Source organism: Paenibacillus sp. FSL K6-4396, assembly GCF_038002525.1.
GTDB lineage: Bacteria > Bacillota > Bacilli > Paenibacillales > Paenibacillaceae > Paenibacillus > Paenibacillus amylolyticus_B.
Window position 1 is genome coordinate 1,841,573 of record NZ_JBBOCR010000001.1, and the last position, 19,509, is coordinate 1,861,081.

The window sequence follows — 19,509 nt, forward strand, 5'->3', positions numbered from 1 at the left end:
ACAGTCCTCCTGAGAAAGCGTCAAGGATGGGCATGAAGTCGTGGTGGAGCTGGAAGCTCCAGGAAATGAAGGCCAGCAAACATTCCTATGTTCTGCTTGCACCGTATATGCTCCTGTTCCTCATGTTTACCGTGATTCCGGTTGTCATCTCGATCATACTCAGCTTCACCTACTTTAATATGCTGGAATTTCCACGTTTCATTGGCTGGCAGAACTATACTCGCCTGTTTCTGGAGGATGATGTATTCCTGATTGCAATCAAGAATACGTTGCTGTTTGCCATCATTACCGGGCCGATCAGTTACATTGCTTGCTTCGTCTTCGCGTGGATTATTAATGAGTTAACACCGAAATGGAGAGCGTTCATGACACTGATCTTCTACGCACCCTCCATCTCGGGCAATGTGTATTTTATCTGGCTGATGATTTTCTCGGGAGATCGTTATGGTATTGCCAATGGGCTGTTGATCAAATGGGGTTTTCTGCTGGAGCCAATCCAATGGCTGAAGACGGAAGCCTACATTATGCCTATTCTCATTCTCGTGCAGCTATGGCTGAGTCTCGGAACCGGATTTCTGGCGTTTATCGCCGGTTTGCAGACGGTGGACCGGACGTTGTACGAAGCGGGAGCGGTGGATGGGATCAAAAATCGCTGGCAGGAGCTATGGTACATTACCCTGCCTTCAATGCGTCCACAGCTCATGTTCGGCGCAGTTATTCAGCTTACAACCTCGTTTGCCGTGGCTGATGTGTCGATTGCACTGGCCGGGTTCCCAAGCGTGAACTATGCGGCAGAGACGGTAGTCACCCACTTGATCGACTTTGGTACTACGCGGTTTGAGATGGGATACGCATCGGCGATTGCCACCGTGCTGTTCATGATTATGGTGGGCACCAACTTGCTGGTACAGAAACTGCTTCGAAGGGTGGGAGAATAGCTATGGCTGCAATTGCGACAGGCAAAAAGCGGGTGAATCGCTCGCTATCGGGAAGTCTCTCCCTGTTTGCCCTTCTGCTCGTATTTGGTGCCTTCATGGTGCTGCCGCTGATCTATGCGATCAACAATGCATTCAAACCATTGGATGAGATTTTCACCTTTCCACCAACGCTATTTGTCAAAAATCCCACGTTCAGCAACTTTTCAGATCTGCTGAATCTGCTGAGTGACTCGTGGGTACCGTTCTCACGTTATATATTCAACACGGTATTTATTACAGGCATCGGTATCGTAGGCCATGTGCTTCTGGCTTCCGCAGCGGCGTACCCGCTTGCCAAGCACAAGTTTCCGGGCAAAGTATTCATGTTCCAAGTGGTCGTACTGTCACTGATGTTCACACCAGCAGTGACGGCAATTCCGAACTACATGATCATGTCCTGGCTCGGATGGATCGATACGTACTGGGCTGTTATCATTCCGGCATTTGCCTATTCACTCGGGTTGTACCTGATGAAACAGTTCATGGAGCAGATCCCGGATGCACTGCTGGAAGCAGCCAAAATTGATGGTGCCAGTGAATACCGGATCTTTTGGTCCATCGTTATGCCTAATGTGAAGCCAGCCTGGCTGACATTGATCATACTGCTGTTCCAGATGTTATGGGGCAGTGATGGCAATGGATACATCTACAGCGAGCAGCTCAAGACTCTGCATTATGCAGCGGGTCAGATTATTCAGGGCGGAATATCCCGGGCAGGAGCGGGTGCTGCGGTAGCACTGATTTTGATGAGTGTGCCGATCACGCTATTTATTTTCTCTCAGAGCCGAATCATTGAGACGATGGCGAGTTCGGGCATGAAGGATTAAGGGGGAACGATATGGCACGCACAGTGAAAAGATGGCTTGTTCTCCTGGCGGCAGTATCTCTGTTGCTGGTGAATGCCGTGCCTGCGGCGGCCTCCCCGGCGCCGTATGAGAGTTATAACTACAACTACTGGAAAGAGGCTGTTCCTTCACCAGATGCCTATCTGCCCGAGCGCACCATTTCAGGCCGTGACCTCGGCATTAGTGAGTTCAAAGACCCCGGTGATGTGAACGTTTCACCCTCCGGGTTGATCTATATTTTGGATAGCGGCAACAATCGAATCATCGTATTGGACCCAGGCTTTAAGCTGCTGAGTGTAATCGATGGATTCATGATGGAGGGCAGCAAGGAGACCTTTAACCTTCCAGGTGGATTGTTTGTAGATGAAGAAGAACGCATATACGTCGCCGATACGGGTAACGGTCGTGTGGTTGTCCTGGATGGAGAGGGGACGCTGATTCAAACCATTACGAAGCCCGAGTCGGATATCCTGTCGACCCAATTCCAGTTTCAGCCTTTGAAACTAACGGTGGACCATGTAGGCCGAGTGTACGTTGTGGCGCAAGGGGTCTACGAAGGGATTATGCAGTTTGACGAGAGTGGGAAATTTATCGGATACGTCGGTACCAACAAAGTGGAGCGGGACTACGGCGAATATATCTGGCGCATGTTATCCACCAAAGCCCAGCGCGCACAGATGGTCCTGTTTGTCCCGACGGAGTTCTCCAATGCGGATATTGACCACAAAGGATTTGTGTATGCAACGAATATTGATCCCGGCTCGAATGAACCGATCAAACGGCTGAATCCGTCTGGTGAAGATGTGCTGAAGCGGTTTGGTTATTACGACGTCAAAGGCGATATTCGGTTCCGTAACAATCCCGGTCCATCCAAACTGATCGATGTGAAAGTGCTGGGCGACGGCATGTACAGTGTACTGGATGCGACACAGAACCGGGTGTTCACGTACGACGATGAAGGTCATCTGCTCTACATGTACGGTGGCAAAGGAAATCAGGTGGGCACGCTCAAAACACCTGTCGCGATTGAACAATCGGGTGAGCATCACTTGGTTCTGGATCGGGGAAAGAACAACCTTGTTGTCTATGAGCCAACCCGTTTTGGTGCCCGTGTGAATGAAGCGGTGGCCCTCCACTATCGGGGCGAGGACACGGAAGCCGTGAATATATGGAGAGAAGTGCTTAAGCTGAATGCCAACTATGATATTGCCTATATCGGCATCGGCAAGTCCTTATTAATGGAGAAGAAAAACGAGGAAGCGCTAGGTTATTTTGAACTTGGGATGGATCGCAAGAGTTATTCTGTGGCGTTTAAGAGGCATCGGCGGGAGATGATGAAGGAACATTTTGGTACATTCCTGACCGCTGTAATCGCGCTAATTGTCATTCTGATCCTGACCCGTGTGGCGGTTAAATGGAGACGGAGGAGGCAGGTTGATCGTGAAGCAGGATTTCATTAAGTTTCCGCTGCATCTCATTTTTCACCCCATAGATGCATTCTGGGATCTCAAGTCGGATAACCGGGGACGGCTGCTTGTTGCTTTTGCAGCACTCGCGCTTACCATTGTCATGATGATTTTGCAAAAGCAGTATGCAGGATTTCTCGTCAATTACATCGACCCTCGCACGATTAACAGCATCATTGAGATCGCCACAGTTGCGGTACCTTTCTTTCTATGGTGCATGGCCAACTGGGCAGTAACAACCTTGATGGAAGGGGAAGGCAAGTTCAGGGAAATCGTTCTGGCAACAGGTTACTCGCTCATTCCGGTTATTCTGGTCTATGCCCCGATGATCGTGGTTAGCCGGTTCATGGTGCAGGAGGAGACTGCTTTTTATTATCTGTTCAATAGCATCGCGTTTTTCTGGTTTGTACTGCTTCTGTTCATTGGCATGATGACGGTACACCAGTACACGGTGGTTAGAACGATCGTTACGATGGTGCTGACACTCATTGTGATGGGCATTATTGTATTCCTTGGCGCACTGGTCTTCAGCATGCTGCAACAGTTGTACGAATTCGGTTATAACATCTACCGCGAGTTGATTTTTCGGACCTAAAGGAGGCGGCATCCGTGAATAAAAGGCAACGAATATATACGGTGCTGGCTGGTGGTACAGCTGTAATCATGATTGCAGCCGGACTGCTGTATATAAACAACAGGGGCATTCCTGCCGTAGAAGCCGCGGCTTATATGGATGCAACAACCGAAGCCATGCCCGTCACGGAGGACCCGTTGCAGTTTCTTGGCGACTCTTCGCAGGGTGTGCCTGGTATGAAGCTGGTCGCCGAAGATCAGGGTTTGGCCTTGTACTATAACGAGGAGACAACGGAAATCGCAGTACGTAACGGGAAAAGTGGAGAGATCTGGTACAGCAACCCGAAAGAACGGGCGGAGGACAGTCTCGCTTCCGCATATGAAAAAGAGGTCCTGTCCTCCCAGTTGAACGTGTCTTTCCGGGATTCGATGGGCACTTTGGAGAACTTTCCAAATTTCAGTTCGAGTATAAGCAACAAACAATTCACCGCAGGCCAGATCGATCAGGGCATACGGGTCAACTATACACTTGGTGATACATCACTTGGTATTGATGCACTGCCCAAGCTGATCAGCAAGCAGCGACTCGAGGAGAAGGTTCTTTCCAAGCTGGATGCTACTGTCGCAAGATACACGTCTGCGCGTTATTATCCAACCAAGAACAATCCGGATATTCTGGAACGGCTGGATGGACAGATTTCGAAGCAGCTTGTGCTGAACAAGATGTTGAGTGCATTTGAGACGGCAGGTTACACGGCGGACGATCTGGCTTTTGACAATCAGGAGAATGGAGTCGAAGGCGGAGGCGTGTCTGATAAGCCAAGCTTTGTTATTTCTGTGGAATACCGACTGGAGCAGGGAGCGCTTGTTGTGAGCGTGCCCTTGAGTCAGATTCAGGAAAGTGGGCAATACCGCATTCGAAATATTGATTTGCTCGCTTATTTTGGTGCTGCGGATACGAAAGGTGAAGGCTACATGCTCGTACCTGACGGTTCGGGTAGCCTGATCCACCTGAACAACGGGAAAACCCAGGAAGAGCAGTATGTACAGCGTGTATATGGGGCAGACCCGAATGATAATTCACTCAGTCGTCCTCAGGTTAGTGAATCCGCGCATATGCCTGTGTTTGGTCTGAAAAACGGGGAGAATGCCTGGTTTGCAGTCATTGAAAAAGGGGATGGCATAGCCAGTATCTCCGCGGATATAGGAGGCAGGCAGAACAGTTACAATCACGTGCATGCGACCTTCTCCCTGCGGGGTGAGGATGAACTGGAGATGTACACCTCGCAGAAAATGCAGGAGATTCAGCTGCTTGGCGAAGAGCCTTACCGCGGAGATATTCAGGTCCGCTATCATTTCCTTCATGGAGAAGATGCCAGTTACTCGGGTATGGCCCGCCTGTATCAACAGCAGTTGATCGAGCAGGATGTACTGAAACCCCTCGTGGAACAGACAGAGTTGCCGTTTTATGTAGATGTGCTTGGTGCAGTGGACAAAAAGGCTTCGTTCCTAAGCGTGCCCTATCGGAGCACTTTAGCTATGACGACGTACGAACAGGCCACCGAAATGGCAGCGAAGTTACAGCAGGAAGGTGTGAACCGTGTACAAATGCGGTATCAGGGATGGTTCGGTGGTGGCATCGGCCATCACACGCCAACCCAGGTGAAGTTGGACAGTGAAGTAGGCAGTCGTTCCGAACTGCAAGCGTTGTCCGCTAAGCTTGAGCAGTCGGGTGGAGCTTTGTTCCCGGATGTGGCTTTCCAGCACATTTATCACGATGATATGCGCTTTGCTCCTTCCTCGGATGCAGCGCGGTTTGTCACCAAGGAGACAGCAGAACTGTATCCGTACAATCCTGCACTTAATCGCATGGATCAGAGTAGGGACAGCTATTATTTGCTCTCAGCGGCCAAGCTTCCTTATGTGGTTAGTGAGTTTGCTGACAAATTCAATCAATTGGATCTCGGCGGGTTATCCCTTCGTGATCTTGGGCAGGTCCTGACTTCAGATTATCGGGATAGTCGGGTGATTCATCGGGAGACGGCGAAGCACATTGTGAAGGAGCAGCTGGGCAAGCTGGAACAGTCCTATCCGAACCTGATGGTATCCGCCGCAAATAGCTACGCTTGGGGTAGTGCACAACATGTTGTGAATGTACCCGCAGGGTCGAGTCGGTTCAATATTACCGATGAAGAAGTTCCTTTTTATGCGATGGTCATTCATGGGTACATGAATTACGCAGCATCTCCGATGAACACGTCGGGGGATCAGGATCTGCGCAAACAGTTGCTGCGAAGCCTGGAGCTTGGGGCCGCTCCGTATTTTCAATGGACCTATGAGCCATCTTCCCGGCTGAAACTTACGAATTATGATTCGGCCTACGCTACCGAGTATAGCTATTGGGTGGATGACGCTGTTGCCTTGTATAAGCAGGCCAATGAAGTGCTGGGAAAACTGGAGAATGAGCAGATCCTGAAGCATGAACGCATCCAGGATGGCGTGGTCCGGATCACTTATACGGGCGGTACATCCATCCTTGTGAATTACAATGCGGACGCAGTAACCGTGGATGGAACAACAGTTGACGGGATTGACTATGTGGTGGAAGGAGTGAACCGATGAGAACCATTCGATTATCGCTGAAGTCACGGAGAGCGCTGCTTGGACTTGCATTTATTTCTCCGTGGTTGCTCGGTTTCATCTTCCTCTTTGCCACGCCGCTCCTGCAATCGATTCGGTTTAGTCTGAGTAATCTGTCCGTTGCTCCGGGCGGGTACGTTCTGGACTTCGTTGGATTTAAAAATTTCAAGGATGCGCTTCTGGTTGATGCTACATACAACCGGATTCTGGTGGATTCCGTAGGAGCAATGCTGCTGAATGTGCCGATGATCCTATTCTTCAGTCTGTTCACGGCTACATTGCTCAACCAGAAGTTCAGAGGCAGAACGATGGCGCGTGCGATCTTTTTCCTGCCGGTTATTCTGGCTTCCAGTGCAGTCGCAGCAGCGGAGTCTGCAGGATTGATCAATCTGATGGGAGATGCAAGTGCGGTCGATGCATCAGCCGATGGCGGGGCTTCGTTCAACGTGGTGTCCATTGTGCGGATGCTGGCGGATGTGGGATTGCCAATGGCCTATGTGGATTACATTGTAGAAGCCATCATGCGGATCTATGAGATTATTAGCAGCTCAGGTGTTCAGATTTTGATCTTCCTCGCCGCGCTGCAGTCGGTACCTGGATCAATGTATGAGGTTGCGAAGATCGAAGGGGCGACAGCTTATGAATCATTCTGGAAAATTACATTTCCTATGGTCAGTCCGTTGATTCTGACAAATGTCATCTATACAATCATTGACTCATTTGCCGGGAGTCCGGTCACACAGGCCATCTACCAAACCGCATTCAAAACCCAGAACTTTGGCTTAAGCTCGGCGATGTCCTGGCTGTACACGCTGGTGATTGGTCTTGTACTGATCGTAGTGGGGTGGGTGTTGTCACGGCGGGTTCACTATAACTGACGGTTAACATTAAGGGAGGATTCAGATTATGGCTGCATCAGGGACAGATCGCATGGTAGTAGTTCCGAAGCAGAATTATCATATGTATCGGGTGCGACACAAAACATCAGACCTTCTCTATTCCATTTTCAGATATGCACTGGTCATCGGAATTTCATTTATTATTTTATATCCGTTATTTCTCAAAGTTTCAGTTGCGTTCAAGGACAAACAGGATATCTACAATCCAACGATTTATATGATTCCTCAGCACTTTACGCTGGATAATATTCGGCTAGCGGCGCAAGTGATGGATTACCTGCCTCTGCTGGCGAACACGTTATTGTTTGTTACCATCACAACGCTTCTGACAGCCATGTCCTGTGCGCTTGCAGGTTACGGCTTTGCCCGGTTTTCTTTTCCAGGCAGCAATGTGCTCTTTGTCCTGGTCATTCTCACCATTCTGGTGCCCACAAGCACGCTTATGGTGCCGATGTATCTGCATTTCCGCAGCTTTGATTTTATGGGCATGATCCAGTTGTTCACGGGAAAGAATGGCATCAATCTGCTGAATACGTATTGGCCCTCCATGATTACGGCGGCTACGGCAGGTGGGCTAAAGGCAGGGTTGTTCATCTATATTTTCCGTCAGTTCTTCAAGGGTATGCCAAAGGAAATTGAGGAGGCCGCCCTGATTGACGGTGCTGGTGGATTCAAAACATTTGCTCAAATCATGCTGCCCAATGCGATCTCACCGCTGATTACGGTCATTCTGTTCTCATTTGTGTGGCAGTACAACGATACGTTCTATTCGGCATTATTCATGAGTGAAAGTCCACTGATCTCACTGAAGGTGGCTTCCTTACCTGCTCAGGCGAACCAGTTAATCCCACAACTGATGGGCTTTGGTTCGAACTCGGGCATCAAGGCAGATCCGAACTATGTGGCGATGATCGTGGATACAGGCATTTTGCTGGCGATTGCACCACTGATTATTTTGTACTTGTTCGTGCAGCGTTATTTTGTGGAGAGCATTGAGCGCTCGGGGGTCGTGGGTTAAAATGGTAAACCTAATTGGAGGTGTTAGCGATGACGGTACGTATGATCAACAGTGCTCCGGTGAATGAAGCAGCGACATTCGAAGCCAGAGAACTAATGGCGTTCCTGGTCGAGCGTTATGGGAAAGGGATGTTGTCAGGTCAGCAGGACTACAGCAATCTGAACTGGATTAATGAAAATACAGGGCGGAAACCAGCTGTGATTGGATTCGATCTCATGGAATATTCGCCATCAAGAACAGAGCGCGGCGCGGTCTCTCAGGAGATTCGGGATGCCATTGCATGGCACCATCAAGGGGGAATCGTGACGCTATGCTGGCACTGGAATGCACCTACGAATCTGATCGATGAACCGGGCAAGGAGTGGTGGCGGGGGTTTTATACGGATGCGACTACCTATGATCTGAGTTCAGCGCTGGCTGATACTGAATCGGAAGCATATCAGTTATTGATCCGGGATATCGACGCGATTGCAGTTCACTTGCAAGAGTTGAAAGATGCTGTTGTGCCCGTGTTATTCCGACCGCTGCACGAAGCCGAAGGTGGATGGTTCTGGTGGGGAGCGAAAGGCCCCGAACCTGCCATACAGTTGTATAGGTTGTTGTATAATCGATTAGTGCACGAGCACAAGCTGCACAATCTCATCTGGGTCTGGAACTCGGAAAAACAGGAATGGTATCCAGGGGATGATGTCGTGGACATTGTGAGTGTAGATGTATACCCGGAAGCAGGAGATCACAGTCCGCTGGCAGCACGTTACGCCAACCTGCGTGAGCTTGTGAAGGACAACAAAATCATTGCACTCGCCGAGAACGGCTCCATCCCTGACCCTAAGCAAATGAAGGAACAGGATGTACACTGGAGTTGGTTCTGTACTTGGACAGGTGGATTTCTGAAAGACGGGGCGCATAATGAAGTGGCGTTTTTGAAGGAAGTGTATAACAGCGAAGAGATTATCACGTTGGATCAGCTACCGAAATGGAGTTGGTTGTAAGAACGTTACTTCGAACAACTGGTATTGGCATCAAAGAAGCGTGAGTATTCGCTAGAAGATTTAATGCGAATACTCACGCTTCTTTCTGGTGGCGTACATATGTAAATGGAGCTATTCCTTGGAGAAACATAAAAATCCGTTTCGAACCACAATCTAGTTTGCCGGTTGTAGCATATCTCGGATATTGGGATATAAATTCACACTGTTCGTGAATAAGATATATGATTGATTAACCGTACGGATCAGAATCCTCTCGCTTGTGCCATTAACCGGACCGATTCGAATGGCGGATGGTTCGCTGCCACCGTATGTATCATCCAGAGTGACCGATGTGATATGTACAATTGGAATTTCGATTTTGGAGAACTGCCAGCGGATGACCAGTTGATCTTCTGCTTTTTTCACGTTAACACCAAACATAGATTGATCTCCTCCTGTTGTAATTCATATCATTGAATTAATCTCGTATATCCAGTTTATCATATTTTGGATAAAATTACCTTATTAATAGTAAGGGGCGGCGATTTCTATCAACTGAATTTAAAAGACCAAATCGATCCTGTTCAAAGGAGGAGAATGTATGCACGACTGGAATGCCTATCATTATTTTGAACAAAGTCTTGGTCCCTTCAGAAATCTCTCCAGCCTGTCTGCGGATGAAGCAGAAACAGTTACACAGAAGATCCGTCTTCAGGGAAGGAACTTTGCCAGTCGACGACCCGCAGATTACATGGCAATTCGCAGAACGCTTGAGCAAAGGGCTTATGAACAGTTTGTTGCCAAAGGTGGGAAGCCACTACAATCATATCCCCATTATCTGACGCTTGGTGCATGCGAATGGCTGTTGTCCTGGTATTCAGAACCCGATCATGTAATCATTCCATGGGATGACCTTCCAGATGCAGTTGTGAGTTTTGGACTTGTTTCCAACAATGAGGTTTGACGATGCTAAACCTTATCGTAAGCAGATTTATACCAAAGATGAAATCATCGAAGTTATTCAGTTCTATGGTTGGCCTCAGGAATGGAACCGTAAAGGTGATAAGGGGCCGGAACGATATATTGAGGTACAGGTCTGGGACGAACGTATTATCCAATCGTGCACACGTGATTGAGCCCGTTATGAAGAAATTTGATTTTATCATCGATCCTAAGAAGTGATCATGCGGAGATATCAGTGTACGATATTGAGGGTGGGATATTTCAGTAAAACCTACAGGATTAACCATCGTATATACCGAATACAAATAGAGAAATTAGTAAACTTATACTCCAACACAAAGGGTGTGCCACATGACGAATCTATTCGAACATTGTTCAGGTCAAACATTATCTGCAAACCTGGGATGGCTGAACGAGCCAGCAGATTGGTCCGTTGAAGACGGCAAAGTAACGATAACCGTTTCGCCAGTCAGTGACTTTTTCATTGATCCGGGAGGTGACCCGGTGAAAGCCTCAGCTCCTTTTTTACATACAATAATCAAGGGAGATTTCAGCATCGTCACTCAAGTACAGGTGGACATGAAAGAACAGTATGACTCGGGCTGTCTGATGGTGATGGTGGACGATACGAATTGGGCTAAAGTCTGCTTTGAATTTTTTGAAGAACAGCCGTCCATTCTTAGTGTTGTGACCCGTGGTAACTCGGATGATTGTGTATCATCCCCTATAGATGTCAGCAAGCCTTATTTACGTGTAGCCCGCGCAGGCAGCAGCTTTGCTTTCCATTATTCCCAAGATGGTGAGAAGTGGAAGCTGGTACGTTATTTTGGCCTCGATTGCCCCGAAGAGATCAAAGTTGGCATTGTGGCCCAATCCCCAATCGGGCAAGGGACCACAGTTACTTTTGCAGATGTACGGCTTCAACATGGACTGACCGGAAGTGTACGCCGAGTAGAATAAAAAACGATCAGAATGTTGTTCTGTCATTTATTTCACTCGAATTAACAATCCGAACAGGCCGAGTGCAGCAAAGGCCAGAAATGCCGTTGTATTGGAAAACACTTCAATCGTGTAACCTGCCATGGAGGAGCCAAGGAATTGTCCAGCCCCCAGCGCGAGAAAGGCAAGGCTGATCCCAATCGATACATTCGGACTGAATAGTCGCGTTGCCCAAACGATAAATACACTGGTCAGGAAAATATATGTGCTGCCAAATATGATCGCAGAGATCAGACTTGCCGCCATGGATGGAAGAAGGATTACCCCCAGCGAGATAGCCAATAAAAGGATACCTATCCGGTAGGACCACCCAATCTCAATACGTTCAATAATGCGTCCAGCGCATCCGCCGAGTATCCCCATAACCCCCATCACAATCCAGAACAACACGGCTTCCGAATCGGAGACCCCTTTCTCGTCCGTGAGGAAGTTTCGGGCAAAGGTCCAGTAGATTGCCGAACTAACGCCTGTTAACAGACAAGCCATCAGAAGAGCAGACCCGGGTCTGGTTGGTTTCATACATGTCCAGAGTGACTTGGTACAAGGCAGTGTCTTGGTTGCCGGAATGACACGTCTGTTCCACAGCAGAACGACAACACCGATCACAGCAAACAGGATGTAGGTTAGACGCCAGTAATCCGTGAACAGCCAGTAGAGTGGACCGGATATAACAATTCCGAAGCTGGTCCCTGTGTTAATCCAGCTGTTACCTCTTGCTTGCAGATCCGGTGCAAGTTCGGCATTAACCATGTTACCGAGTGCCGGAGAGGCCCAGCCTGTACTCAAACCAGCTAGAAATACACTAAATGCAAGAACCCATGCATTCTGGGACAGGGCGATGCCGGTTAATCCGAGCACTGCACTGATCCCTGCCAATTGAATGACATAATGATGCCCCTTGCGATTAATCAACAGGGGTGCAGTTAGAAGGGACAGACAATAGGCAATATACGTTCCTGAGTTAATCGCCCCAGAGGCTGCATCATTCAAGTGTAAGGCTTCCGAAATTTCCGGCATAAACAATCCATAACTGAATCTCCCGAATGCATAACATACAGCGATAAGTGCAATGCCTGGGAAGATCATTTTTTTCATTAAATCCACCGCCTTTTAGATAGAACGATCATTATAATTTCATTTAAATAAAAAAGTGAGTTGAACTACTAACTCACCCGGAATAGCATTATTTGAAACTGGTTTGCGTCATATGGATCAATTCACGGCAGACTTCATTTACATTTTCTGTCTCAGCAAGTGCCGTAGAACCTTCCAGCAGCAGGGAAAATCGCAACAGATCTCGATCACTTGCAGCAGGCGCCAATGTTTGGATTAATGTTCTCATATGTCTTTTATGCGCATTCACTGTCTGGACGATGATATGGTCAGTGTGACCTCCGAATTCTTCCTTGGCGCGTAAGAACAAGCACCCTCTTGATTCGTGTTCTTTTAGCCAAGTTACATGTCCTTCAGCCAGATTGAGAAACATGGGTTGCTCTTTATTGTTTGCATATTGCCGGAGCTGTTCCAAATAACGCTGTTCGCGCCGCAGGAGTACTTGGACGATGAGATCATCCTTGGACTCAAAGTGGTTATATAACGTCATGATAGCGATCCCGGCATCCGTGATAATTCGCTTTAAGCCAATGGAATGGAAGCCATGAAGATAGAATAATTCTTCAGCCACGTTCAAAAGCATTTCTTTTTTGCTGCTCATGTCAGTGTTACTCTCCCTTCAGAATAATATAGAACGATCATTATACTCAAAGGCTATAGTAAATCGTTTACATTGTCAAATTCTGTGAGATGGCGTTATATGAACTACATCGTTTTGCTTTCACCGGACAAATGAAAGCACAGTATGACAGGTTATTGGGGTGTTTATCCGTTATATTAGACATCAAGGAGTGATTATCACATGAACTGGATCAACGCATTACAGGTCGCTATTCAATATATGGAAGACCACTTGCTTGAAAATATGACGATGGAGCAGATTGCCGCAGAGGCTCATATCTCTCCTTTTTATTTTCAACGTACCTTTTCCTTATTAACTGATATTACTGTAGCCGAGTACATAAGACGCAGACGATTGACTTTGGCGGCACATGAGCTACTTCAGCGTGATGTTAAAATTATCGATTTGGCGCTTAAATATGGTTACGATACACCAGAATCTTTCTCCAAAGCCTTTCGGAGACAACATGGAATCGCACCCAGTGAGGTTCGAAAGAATAGTAACGCTGTCAAATCGTATAATCGTTTGGTTATTCAAGTGAGTCTAAAAGGAGCTGAACCGATGAAATATAGAATCGTTGAACATCCTGAATTTACTATCGTAGGGGTGAAGCAGACTTTCTCATATGTAGATGGAGAACATCTGCAAGGCATCGGGAAGATGTGGCAGGAAGCGTGGACGAGCGGTACAGAGGATCGTTTGTTTGAACTGAACAACGGGGATATTCCAGGGTTACTTGGCGTCGTTGTGGATCAGAGCGAAATACAGGATAAACAGATGCAATACTGGATTGCTACGGCTTACGATGGTGAGGTACCTGATGGATTTTCAACCTTCACCATGCCTGCTTCCAAATGGAGTGTATTTGAAGTAGAAGGCCCGATGCCGGAGAGCATGCAGCTTCTGTGGAAACAGATTATTGCGGAATGGTTTCCATCCAACCCTTATGAGCACGCATATATGCCGGAGCTGGAAGTATACCCGGGCCCCAATCAACCGCCACAAATCTGGATACCGATTAAATAAATTTTAACCGTTTCAAACTCGATCATTGTCGCCCATAAACACTCGGATAACCGAAGCTGTTTATGGGTTATTTGGTTGTGATTAATCAGAGATTCGAAGTTGTACAGAGGATGTTCAAGCGTTGTTCATTTTATTGCAGCCAGGTAAACATGATATATTGGAATGAAGGTTAACAGCTATAAGAGGACAATGAGGTAAACCGCAGGAGGCAGATATGTTATATAAGGACCCATTCATTCAGACGATCATCAAACACGAGCAATTAATGCATGATCTGCGGAGAGTCCGAGGTCTCCATTTGCCACAATGTTACATAGGTGCAGGATATATTCGCAATTATATCTGGGATGTTCTGCATGGATATGCTGTTCGCGAGCTGCACAGTGATATTGATGTTGTCTATTATGATGCGTCAGACCTGCGTGAGGAAAGAGACATACAGTTGGAGTGTCAGCTCCGTGAGTTGACAGGCAATGCCAAGTGGTCGGTCAAAAATCAGGCGAGAATGCATCTGCGCAATGGCACAGATCCTTATCTTTCTACTGAAGATGCTCTTCGCTATTGGCCAGAAGTTGTGACTGCTATAGCAGTACAGTTGGATGAAGAAGATCGGGTTAACATCTGCGCTCCGCATGGTTTGCATGATCTGTATCACCTTATAGTCCGCAAAAGTCCATTCTTCACGGATGCTGACTATTATAATCAGAGAGTACAGAAGAAGCGCTGGCAGGAACAATGGCCGAAACTAACGATAATAACAGCTTGAATAATAAGTGATTTGCGGAATAGTGGGTACAAGAAGGAGTGTCTACGGATTTGATAAAAAAGTTCTTACACAAAAATGGACTGATCATTGATCTTGTCCTGTTGGCATGTTTTGTGGCATTTCTGGCCTTCTGGGGCCAACGATTTGCAGTCATGTTTTTTGGAATGATCACGGTGGCTTTTATCGTGCTAAGACGGATTGACTATCAGAAGCATGTTATTCTGAAACGGATTATCCTTACCGGATTTGGCGTGGTTGCCGTCTCTTTTGTCATTATTGAAGCACTTGTATTCACACAGCTTGGTGCGAATGATCCGGAAGAAGCGGACTATGTCATTATCCTGGGTTCAGGCATCCGTGGAACGGAATTGTCATTGACCCTGAAACAAAGGTTAGATGCAAGTCTGAACTACATTCGTAGTCACCCTCAGACACCAGTCATTGTATCGGGTGGACAGGGACCTGGAGAATCGATTCCCGAAGCGCTCGCCATGAAAAACTATCTGATTGAACAGGGGATTAACCCCGCCCAAGTGATTATGGAAGATCGCTCCACAAGTACACAGGAGAATTTGGCCTTTTCCAAAAAAATCATTCTTGAATCCGGGTTAGAGCACCCTGAGATCATGATTGTCACCAGTGACTATCATATGTTCCGTTCCAAATACATCGCTGCCAAGAATGGTTATGCAGCAGAATACGGCATATCGGCTCCGTCACCGGGTTATCTGAAACCCGTCAACATGATCCGTGAATATTTTGCTACGATCAAAACATTTATCTAATGCACATGACAGAAAAACGGAAACAGGACGAAGCGGAGATCTATGATCTATGCTTCGTCCTGTTTGCATATAAGGATGGTTATTACTCCTTAACAATAGGTTATTTTTCTGAAGGAGCAGGTACAGTTACTGAAACCTTATCCCCAGGGAGAGCTACCATTTCAGAAGATGAGGCAGGAGAAGGAACGGTTGCGGCCTCGGAAGCCTTGTCCTCGGAAGGAAGGGCTACCATCTCAGAAGGTCCAGCAGGAGAAGGAACTGTGGCTGATTCTACAACTTGAGCCTCAGAAGGTTCAGCAGTCGAAGGAGCTGGTACATTTTCTGAAACTTCATCCTCAGGGATAGCCACGATTTCAGGCGTTTCGGAAGCAGCGGGAGCAGTTACAGCTTCAGAAACTCCGGCTGTATCGGGAGAAGCTACGATCTTAGGAGTCTCAGATACGGAAGGAACAGGCACAGCTTCAGTAGCCTTGGCCTCTACTTTAACCGTATGGTTTGATGCCCATACTGCGGTGGACGTACTTACGCCAGTAATAAGCAGGAGGGCTCCCATACTTATCATCCAATGTTTCTTTTTCAGTTTCTTTACATTAAACATAATCATCAATCTCCTTTTTAATTGTTTGCCTTCACCCGATAGGGACGAACAAAATTGAGCAGGTATTTTCTTGGTTCCCGCCATCACATTTAAAATCGTCTCACCATATCGTCTTCGCTCTTCATGGGACATCTCTTTCACCACATCTTCATCACAGGCCAACTCGCTCCAGGTATGAATGTCCCGGCGAATCATATGAATCAGGGGATTGAACCAGTGCAGGGCACTAACGCCCAAGGTCACAGCCTTGACCCACAGATCTTGATGTTTCAGATGTACCAACTCATGATGAATCACCATGCTGATGTCCATTTTCACCGTATTTTCGGGTGGCAGATATATCGTTGGTTTAAACAAGCCAACCAGTATAGGGCTTCGTACTAGCGTGCTGTGAGCAAGCGTGATATTACGTTTGAGACCCAAAGCCTCTTTGATTAATGGTAGCTGTACAGCTGCTTCACTATGACAGAGGACTGGGGTACGTGTACGAGATAATTCATTCAGAAATCTTCGATAACAGTACGCCTGCCATGCAGAAAAACCAATGACTCCAATGCCCCAGACGCATAACAAGAACCAGGCTGTGGTTACCGAGATGGTTTGTTCCGGGATAAACGTTCCTGCAAGTACGCCCGAAGTTGCTGCATTCTCCGTTCCCGGTATAGTTGATGTCGTTTGGAATGCAATATCCAAAAGCCATGAAAGGCCAAGAGATACCGGGAACAGATAAAACAAGATAGCCAGTTTACCGAGTCTGTAGAGCCACTTGGTCGGAAAAACAGATACGGGTATAAGTCGTAGTGCCAAAATACAAACAGAAACGATACTTCCCGCCACGGTCAAGCTGCACAGAATCTCAAAAAAGATATTCATCATCTGCACCTACTTTTCCGAAAGCCATTTTTTCAGTTCTGAAATGTCATCGTCTGAAAGCTTGTCACCATCATACATGGCCGAAACCAAATTCTTGACTGAACCTTGATACAGTCCATCAAGAACGTGCTGCGTTTCCTGTAGTTTGTAGTCTTCGGGCTTTAGAAGAGGCTCATAATCATTGGTTCGTCCACGTCTCGTGACGGTAAGTGCGCCTTTATCCACCAACCGTGACAGAAAGGTAGACATGGTCTGCGCTTTCCACGCTTTCCCCTTCTCAGCGAAGATGTCTAATAGTTCTGTGGAGGTGACCGGTGGGGCGCATGACCATATAACGACCATTAACTCCATTTCTGTTTCGGATAATTTTTGAATCTGGTTCACAGTGAACACTCCTTAACATCGTTATGCGTCCATAACGATCGTATTACTACACTACGTAGTACGTATAAACTACTACAACTTGTAGTGGATAGTCAAGTTAACCTGATAGATGATTGCCAAACCATGTTATAATATAGGTCATTAATAGAAGAACGATGTAGGAGTGAATGATCATTACAGCATATCAATTACCTGCTCTCTATGAGCAGAAGCGAGTTTCAATGCACGAGATGGAAGAGATTGTACGCCTGTTGGCCCAGACACCGCTATTATACGATGATGGACAGAGCATTCAGATTCAGGATTACATGGGAGGCTTGGAGGTCGAACTTAAGCATGAGGTACGTCGTGCAGTGACCGAGTTGTATGAACTGGCTGTTCAGGCTTGCCGAGCCTTCGCTGATCCATTGGCGTACGAGCAACTTCAAGATGCGCTTGGGTTACAGTCCGAGTTGTGGCAGGAGGAAGTGCTTACTCTTGCAAATTGGATGGATTGGTTGAAGCAGATCAGTGAAGGAAAAAGAACACTGCCAGAGTACAACTTTACAGCGATGCTTGGGAACTTGCCGGACGGATTCATGATCCATGATTTTTATGATGAACTCCGATATCAATTGGAACAAAACCCTGCAAACGCATGGGCTATCGAAGAGCGGGATCGCTTGTACGTAGCTCTGGGTGTGAAATAAATCAAACCAACGGATCACCGGCGGTGTTAATCTATTATCTACATTTTGCATGCATAGAAACATTCCAATCTATATCTTGCGAGTTCTTTACCCAGTATGGGAAATGAGGGGATACCGTGAAGAAGGTTGTATTAGCTGGTGGAACGGGATTTGTCGGACAGGATTTTGCCCAAAGGTTCAGGAAGCTGGGTTATGAGGTGCTGATTATCTCGCGTCAGCCCGGTCATATTGCCTGGGAGGATCGTGCAGGAATTATAGGGGCACTGGAAGAAGCAGAGATGCTGATTAACCTGGCAGGTAAATCGGTAAATTGCCGTTATACGGAGGAGAATCGCAAAGTCATTCTGGAATCCAGAACCCGTACAACACGTATTCTCGGCGATGCCGTCCTGGCTTGTAATCATCCTCCCGAACTATGGATTAATTCGAGTACGGCGACCATATACAGACATGCTGAAGATCGTCCCATGACGGAAAAAGAAGGCGAGATTGGCTCTGGCTTCTCGGTCGACGTTGCCAAAGCTTGGGAACAGGCTTTCTTTGAGTTCAGTCTGCCGTCTACGCGTCAGATTGCACTGCGAATTGCGATTGTGCTGGGCAAGGGTGGCGTGATGGTGCCCATGACGAACCTCGTCCGTTTTGGACTGGGAGGATCGCAAGGTGCAGGCACACAGCAGTTCAGCTGGATTCATATCGAGGATCTGTTCCGCATGGTGATCTATCTGCAAGAGCATCCACATCTGAATGGTGTATTCAATGCCTCTTCGCCTCATCCGGTTACGAATCGGGAGCTGATGACGCGTCTGAGAGAACAGATGGGTGTTCGGATTGGACTGCCTTCTCCTCGCTGGATGCTTGAACTGGGCGCACGCTTCATTCAGACAGAGACGGAATTGGTTCTCAAAAGTCGTTGGGTCATTCCTGAACGATTGGAGATGGAGGGCTTCACGTTCACCTACGGTACGCTAGATGTCGCACTTGCCGAGATTTTGAATAAGAAGAAATGAAGACACATTATAAATAATAAAACACAACAGCAAGGGCAGAGGCATCTGCCCTTTATTATATATTTTAAGGTTTACTTCATGGCGTTTCGCCATTTGAGGTGGAGGATTCATTTCATTTATATATGTTCAACTAAACATTTACACGATAACGGAGGGACAGAAATAACTTGAAGAAGCGAAGCGTTCGCCTAAAAGCTTTCTGAAAGAAAGCTGCATCGGAAGCATATGCTTATCCCCGGATTTTCCCTTTTTAAGAAGGGAATCAAAAAAATCTGGGGATAACAGCGATCGGAAA

21 protein-coding genes are annotated in these 19,509 nt (G+C 47.2%); 16 read left to right on the top strand and 5 right to left on the bottom strand.

Features of this window, described 5'->3' with window-relative positions; translation table 11 throughout:
- Nucleotides 1-26 precede the first annotated feature (26 nt).
- From MHB85_RS08400 to MHB85_RS08435, 8 genes are all read left to right on the top strand, one after another.
- Nucleotides 27-938 carry a carbohydrate ABC transporter permease gene (locus tag MHB85_RS08400; protein ID WP_047842211.1) on the top strand — a complete coding sequence of 304 codons (912 nt, stop codon included), beginning with the start codon at nucleotides 27-29 and terminating at the stop codon, nucleotides 936-938.
- 2 nt (nucleotides 939-940) lie between these two features.
- On the top strand, nucleotides 941-1,804 hold the full coding sequence (locus MHB85_RS08405; RefSeq protein ID WP_105597902.1) for a carbohydrate ABC transporter permease: 864 nt from the start codon (nucleotides 941-943) through the stop codon (nucleotides 1,802-1,804).
- Nucleotides 1,805-1,815: 11 nt separating this feature from the next.
- Nucleotides 1,816-3,282, top strand: a complete 1,467-nt coding sequence (locus MHB85_RS08410) for an NHL repeat-containing protein (RefSeq protein ID WP_091014931.1) — start codon at nucleotides 1,816-1,818, stop codon at nucleotides 3,280-3,282.
- A complete protein-coding gene (locus MHB85_RS08415) occupies nucleotides 3,263-3,883 on the top strand; it encodes a YIP1 family protein (protein ID WP_091014929.1) in 621 nt (206 codons plus the stop codon). Before MHB85_RS08410 ends, MHB85_RS08415 begins: the two co-directional genes overlap by 20 nt.
- Nucleotides 3,884-3,897: 14 nt before the next feature.
- On the top strand, nucleotides 3,898-6,483 hold the full coding sequence (locus MHB85_RS08420) for a DUF5696 domain-containing protein (RefSeq protein WP_105597903.1): 2,586 nt from the start codon (nucleotides 3,898-3,900) through the stop codon (nucleotides 6,481-6,483).
- A complete protein-coding gene (locus MHB85_RS08425; protein WP_341072772.1) occupies nucleotides 6,480-7,379 on the top strand; it encodes a carbohydrate ABC transporter permease in 900 nt (299 codons plus the stop codon). The genes MHB85_RS08420 and MHB85_RS08425 overlap by 4 nt, the downstream gene beginning before the upstream one ends.
- A gap of 82 nt (nucleotides 7,380-7,461) precedes the next feature.
- Nucleotides 7,462-8,418, top strand: coding sequence for a carbohydrate ABC transporter permease (locus MHB85_RS08430; protein WP_105598443.1), 957 nt, complete (start codon nucleotides 7,462-7,464; stop codon nucleotides 8,416-8,418).
- Between the two features lie 29 nt (nucleotides 8,419-8,447).
- A complete protein-coding gene (locus MHB85_RS08435; RefSeq protein ID WP_105597905.1) occupies nucleotides 8,448-9,410 on the top strand; it encodes a glycosyl hydrolase in 963 nt (320 codons plus the stop codon).
- Between the two features lie 153 nt (nucleotides 9,411-9,563).
- Here the strand turns inward: MHB85_RS08435 and MHB85_RS08440 are convergent, their stop codons facing one another.
- Complete coding sequence (locus MHB85_RS08440; protein ID WP_105597906.1) at nucleotides 9,564-9,830, bottom strand: SunI/YnzG family protein; 267 nt, start codon at nucleotides 9,828-9,830, stop codon at nucleotides 9,564-9,566.
- Nucleotides 9,831-9,990: 160 nt separating this feature from the next.
- Between MHB85_RS08440 and MHB85_RS08445 the strand changes: the two genes are divergently transcribed.
- The 3 genes from MHB85_RS08445 to MHB85_RS08455 all read left to right on the top strand — a co-directional run bounded on the left by MHB85_RS08445 (nucleotide 9,991) and on the right by MHB85_RS08455 (nucleotide 11,312).
- Nucleotides 9,991-10,353: a hypothetical protein gene (locus MHB85_RS08445; protein ID WP_223199898.1), complete on the top strand. Its 363-nt coding sequence runs from the start codon at nucleotides 9,991-9,993 to the stop codon at nucleotides 10,351-10,353.
- Nucleotides 10,343-10,525, top strand: coding sequence for a hypothetical protein (locus MHB85_RS08450; protein ID WP_223199899.1), 183 nt, complete (start codon nucleotides 10,343-10,345; stop codon nucleotides 10,523-10,525). The genes MHB85_RS08445 and MHB85_RS08450 overlap by 11 nt, the downstream gene beginning before the upstream one ends.
- A gap of 178 nt (nucleotides 10,526-10,703) precedes the next feature.
- Nucleotides 10,704-11,312, top strand: a complete 609-nt coding sequence (locus tag MHB85_RS08455) for a DUF1349 domain-containing protein (protein ID WP_105597907.1) — start codon at nucleotides 10,704-10,706, stop codon at nucleotides 11,310-11,312.
- A gap of 27 nt (nucleotides 11,313-11,339) precedes the next feature.
- Here MHB85_RS08455 and MHB85_RS08460 read toward each other — a convergent pair whose 3' ends face one another.
- Together MHB85_RS08460 and MHB85_RS08465 are read right to left on the bottom strand one after the other, a co-directional pair.
- A complete protein-coding gene (locus MHB85_RS08460; protein ID WP_105597908.1) occupies nucleotides 11,340-12,446 on the bottom strand; it encodes an MFS transporter in 1,107 nt (368 codons plus the stop codon).
- Between the two features lie 88 nt (nucleotides 12,447-12,534).
- Nucleotides 12,535-13,065 carry a TetR/AcrR family transcriptional regulator gene (locus MHB85_RS08465; RefSeq protein WP_105597909.1) on the bottom strand — a complete coding sequence of 177 codons (531 nt, stop codon included), beginning with the start codon at nucleotides 13,063-13,065 and terminating at the stop codon, nucleotides 12,535-12,537.
- 201 nt (nucleotides 13,066-13,266) lie between these two features.
- Between MHB85_RS08465 and MHB85_RS08470 the strand changes: the two genes are divergently transcribed.
- From MHB85_RS08470 to MHB85_RS08480, 3 genes are all read left to right on the top strand, one after another.
- Complete coding sequence (locus MHB85_RS08470; protein WP_105597910.1) at nucleotides 13,267-14,112, top strand: AraC family transcriptional regulator; 846 nt, start codon at nucleotides 13,267-13,269, stop codon at nucleotides 14,110-14,112.
- A gap of 214 nt (nucleotides 14,113-14,326) precedes the next feature.
- Nucleotides 14,327-14,878: a nucleotidyltransferase family protein gene (locus MHB85_RS08475; RefSeq protein WP_105597911.1), complete on the top strand. Its 552-nt coding sequence runs from the start codon at nucleotides 14,327-14,329 to the stop codon at nucleotides 14,876-14,878.
- Nucleotides 14,879-14,928: 50 nt separating this feature from the next.
- Entirely contained in the window at nucleotides 14,929-15,663 is a 735-nt protein-coding gene (locus MHB85_RS08480) for a YdcF family protein (protein WP_105597912.1), read from the top strand.
- A 100-nt stretch (nucleotides 15,664-15,763) separates the two neighbouring features.
- Here the strand turns inward: MHB85_RS08480 and MHB85_RS08485 are convergent, their stop codons facing one another.
- Both MHB85_RS08485 and MHB85_RS08490 read right to left on the bottom strand, forming a co-directional pair.
- A complete protein-coding gene (locus tag MHB85_RS08485; protein WP_258171847.1) occupies nucleotides 15,764-17,134 on the bottom strand; it encodes a M56 family metallopeptidase in 1,371 nt (456 codons plus the stop codon).
- A gap of 9 nt (nucleotides 17,135-17,143) precedes the next feature.
- Nucleotides 17,144-17,518 (bottom strand): BlaI/MecI/CopY family transcriptional regulator, encoded by a 375-nt coding sequence (locus tag MHB85_RS08490; RefSeq protein ID WP_017689706.1) that lies wholly within the window; start codon nucleotides 17,516-17,518, stop codon nucleotides 17,144-17,146.
- A 167-nt stretch (nucleotides 17,519-17,685) separates the two neighbouring features.
- Between MHB85_RS08490 and MHB85_RS08495 the strand changes: the two genes are divergently transcribed.
- Nucleotides 17,686-18,207 (top strand): hypothetical protein, encoded by a 522-nt coding sequence (locus MHB85_RS08495; RefSeq protein WP_105597914.1) that lies wholly within the window; start codon nucleotides 17,686-17,688, stop codon nucleotides 18,205-18,207.
- Nucleotides 18,208-18,323: 116 nt separating this feature from the next.
- Nucleotides 18,324-19,214 (top strand): TIGR01777 family oxidoreductase, encoded by an 891-nt coding sequence (locus MHB85_RS08500; RefSeq protein ID WP_105597915.1) that lies wholly within the window; start codon nucleotides 18,324-18,326, stop codon nucleotides 19,212-19,214.
- Nucleotides 19,215-19,509 lie beyond the last annotated feature (295 nt).

Bases quoted from the DNA above. Each gene is read 5' to 3' on its own strand.
- MHB85_RS08405 (WP_105597902.1), top strand. From the start codon at position 941: ATGGCTGCAATTGCGACAGGCAAAAAGCGGGTGAATCGCTCGCTATCG.
- MHB85_RS08425 (WP_341072772.1), top strand. From the start codon at position 6,480: ATGAGAACCATTCGATTATCGCTGAAGTCACGGAGAGCGCTGCTTGGA.
- MHB85_RS08465 (WP_105597909.1), bottom strand. From the start codon at position 13,065: ATGAGCAGCAAAAAAGAAATGCTTTTGAACGTGGCTGAAGAATTATTC.
- MHB85_RS08485 (WP_258171847.1), bottom strand. From the start codon at position 17,134: ATGAATATCTTTTTTGAGATTCTGTGCAGCTTGACCGTGGCGGGAAGT.
- MHB85_RS08450 (WP_223199899.1), top strand. From the start codon at position 10,343: ATGAGGTTTGACGATGCTAAACCTTATCGTAAGCAGATTTATACCAAA.
- MHB85_RS08400 (WP_047842211.1), top strand. From the start codon at position 27: ATGGGCATGAAGTCGTGGTGGAGCTGGAAGCTCCAGGAAATGAAGGCC.
- MHB85_RS08445 (WP_223199898.1), top strand. From the start codon at position 9,991: ATGCACGACTGGAATGCCTATCATTATTTTGAACAAAGTCTTGGTCCC.
- MHB85_RS08410 (WP_091014931.1), top strand. From the start codon at position 1,816: ATGGCACGCACAGTGAAAAGATGGCTTGTTCTCCTGGCGGCAGTATCT.
- MHB85_RS08470 (WP_105597910.1), top strand. From the start codon at position 13,267: ATGAACTGGATCAACGCATTACAGGTCGCTATTCAATATATGGAAGAC.
- MHB85_RS08435 (WP_105597905.1), top strand. From the start codon at position 8,448: ATGACGGTACGTATGATCAACAGTGCTCCGGTGAATGAAGCAGCGACA.
- MHB85_RS08475 (WP_105597911.1), top strand. From the start codon at position 14,327: ATGTTATATAAGGACCCATTCATTCAGACGATCATCAAACACGAGCAA.
- MHB85_RS08495 (WP_105597914.1), top strand. From the start codon at position 17,686: ATGATCATTACAGCATATCAATTACCTGCTCTCTATGAGCAGAAGCGA.
- MHB85_RS08460 (WP_105597908.1), bottom strand. From the start codon at position 12,446: ATGAAAAAAATGATCTTCCCAGGCATTGCACTTATCGCTGTATGTTAT.
- MHB85_RS08440 (WP_105597906.1), bottom strand. From the start codon at position 9,830: ATGTTTGGTGTTAACGTGAAAAAAGCAGAAGATCAACTGGTCATCCGC.
- MHB85_RS08430 (WP_105598443.1), top strand. From the start codon at position 7,462: ATGTATCGGGTGCGACACAAAACATCAGACCTTCTCTATTCCATTTTC.
- MHB85_RS08455 (WP_105597907.1), top strand. From the start codon at position 10,704: ATGACGAATCTATTCGAACATTGTTCAGGTCAAACATTATCTGCAAAC.